The sequence below is a fragment of the Sulfitobacter sp. EhC04 genome, assembly GCF_001650875.1.
Classification (GTDB): Bacteria; Pseudomonadota; Alphaproteobacteria; order Rhodobacterales; family Rhodobacteraceae; genus Sulfitobacter.
Window position 1 is genome coordinate 1 of the sequence record NZ_LXYI01000012.1, and the last position, 2,516, is coordinate 2,516.

The 2,516-nt window shown below is 61.3% G+C and carries 2 protein-coding genes; both read right to left on the bottom strand.

Annotated features, from left to right (window positions below; all coding sequences use genetic code 11):
- Positions 1–297: 297 nt before the first annotated feature.
- Positions 298–1,500, bottom strand: coding sequence for an IS91 family transposase (locus A8B82_RS07165; protein WP_067290157.1), 1,203 nt, complete (start codon positions 1,498–1,500; stop codon positions 298–300).
- Between the two features lie 12 nt (positions 1,501–1,512).
- The gene (locus A8B82_RS07170) at positions 1,513–2,385 is read right to left on the bottom strand and encodes a tyrosine-type recombinase/integrase (RefSeq protein ID WP_067290159.1); all 873 of its coding nucleotides are present in this window, start codon (positions 2,383–2,385) and stop codon (positions 1,513–1,515) included.
- Positions 2,386–2,516 lie beyond the last annotated feature (131 nt).

A 2,516-nucleotide genomic window follows, 5' to 3' on the forward strand; every position in this document is an offset into this window, starting at 1 on the left:
TCCAAGGTTTGTGGCTGCTGTCAGCGGGAGCTGCAGCGGCGACAAATCTGACAAGGAGGAAAGCGCGGGCTGATCTCGGTGCTATGGGGATAGTGCGTTACGGCTGCATCGACTGAGGGGCGGAGCGAACCACATTGTGGCGACAGACCGCGCAGTTAAGTCGGTTTTCCCGACAGTACATGGCCGACCAGCGTTCTATCCTACCTCCACCGGCGTGCTGCAACGCGGGATCTCGTGAGGTGGCCGCACTGACTGGTCCGGTGTCTGCACAGGAAAACGCCAGGTTTTTGCGTCTTATCATGCGGCGTTCTCCCATGGCGGTGCGCGGGATCTGGGTGTTTGGCCCCGTGTGAAGGTCTCGATGACGATCATGGCACCGCCGCACTTCGGGCAAGGCTGATGGGCATCCAGACCTGCGGGGTTGTCACTTTCCCCCTCGACCGGCGTTTGGCCGGGTTTTGGTTCTGTATCGAGTAAGCCCCTGATCGTTGCGATCCTGTCACGCCGGATGCCATTTGCGAGGAAGCCTGTGTGGCGAATGCGGTGGAAGCCCGACGGCAGGACGTGGATCAGGAAACGGCGGATGAACTCGTCCGTGGGCAGGCGCATGGTCTTCATCCGGTCGCCACGTTTGATGCGGTAGTCTTTCCAGCGGAAAGCCACGGTATCGGCATCAGCACTCACGAGGCGGTGGTTCGAGATCGCGACGCGGTGTGTGTATCGGCTCAGATAGGCCAGCACGGCCTCCGGCCCGCCGAAGGGTAGCTTGGCATAAACAACCCAGCTGGCTTTGCGCAGCGGCGCGAGATGGGAGGCGAAGGCATCGGGATCGGCCAGTCCGGCCAGTTTCCCGAAGAAGGCCAGCTTGCCCGTTTTGTGCAGTCTGATCAGCCCCTCGAGGAACAAACGCCGGAACAGCCGCGACAGGACCTTCACCGGCAGGAAGAATCCCGGGCGACAGGCGACCCATCGGGACCCGTCCGGGGGCAGCCCGCCACCCGGTACGATGACATGCACATGAGGATGGTGCGTCATCGCCGAGCCCCAGGTATGCAAGACCGAGGTCATACCGATCCGCGCACCAAGGTGTTTTGGATCGGCCGCAATGGTCAGCAGAGTCTGCGCCGACGCCTTGAACAACAGACCATAGACCTCCGCCTTGTTCTGGAAGGCAATGTCCGCAATCTGGGCCGGAAGCGTGAACACCACATGGAAGTACTCTACCGGCAGAAGGTCTTCGATGCGCGCCTGCATCCAGTCTTTTGCGGTTGCTCCCTGACACTTCGGGCAGTGCCGATTGCGACAGGAGTTGTATGCAATGTGCTGGTGATCGCACTTTGTGCAGGCAGCGACATGCCCGCCGAGAGCGGCGGTGCGGCAGTTCTCAATCGCGGACATGACCTTCAACTGTGGAAGGTTCAGGTGTCCGGCATGTTCGCGGCGATAGACCGGCCCATGAGCGCGGAAGATATCCGCAACCTCCAGTCTGGGACGAGGCATCGGATCCGGGGTCTATCCGGGGCCGGCCTCCCGTCGCACCAGCAGATCGAGCGGGCTGGTCACATCCCGGATCGTCTTGGTCGCAACCTTGGTATAGATTGTCGTGGTTTCCAGCTTGGCGTGCCCGAGCAGCACTTGGATCACCCGGATATCCGTCCCACCCTCCAGCAGATGCGTGGCAAAGCTGTGTCGCAGCGTATGGGGCGAGACCCGCTTCTTGATCTCTGCAAAATCACAGGCCACACCGAAGGCCCGGTTGAACTGCCGTGTCGAGATCGGGTCGACCCGGTTGCGGCCCGGGAACAACCAGCCCGCCGGCCGGGCTTCGCGGTAATAATCACGCAGCAGGACAAGCAGGCTCGGCGACAGCATCACGTGGCGATCCTTGCGGCCCTTGCCCTGGTCGATGCGGATCAGCATCCGGTCGCTGTCGATGTCGCCGATCTTGAGATGTGTGACCTCGCTCGCCCGGAGCCCGCCGCCGTAGGCCACGCTGAAGGCAGCCCGGTATCTCAGCCCCGGTCCAGGTGCCGCTTCGAGAATGCGGGTGACCTCCTCGGCGCTGAGCACAACCGGGATCTTCTTCGCGGCGCGCTGATACCGCATGTGCTGCTTCATCTCCGGACGCGGGCAGGTCGTCGCATAGAAGAAACTCAGAACCGTCAGCCGGTTGTTGAAGGTCGGTGCGCCGACGCCCTTCTCCTTCATGTCCAGCTGGAACGCGCGCAATTCCTCGGGTGTCGCGCTATCCGGTGAATGACCCAGAAACCCTGTAAAATCGCGCATCGCCCGCAAATACATCGTCTGGGTTTTTGGCTGCAGCCCCTTGATCCGCATATCTTCAAGAAAACGGCGGCGCAGCGGTGGGATATGTTGCTCTGACATTGAAACCTCCTGTCGTCAGATTGAGAAGGCGCCAATCGTCTGACAGGTTGGTCAGTTCGCAAAATCCATGCCGTTCACATCAGCACGCAACACCCACCACAAGCACCAATACCGCGAGAGCGGTTTCGTCC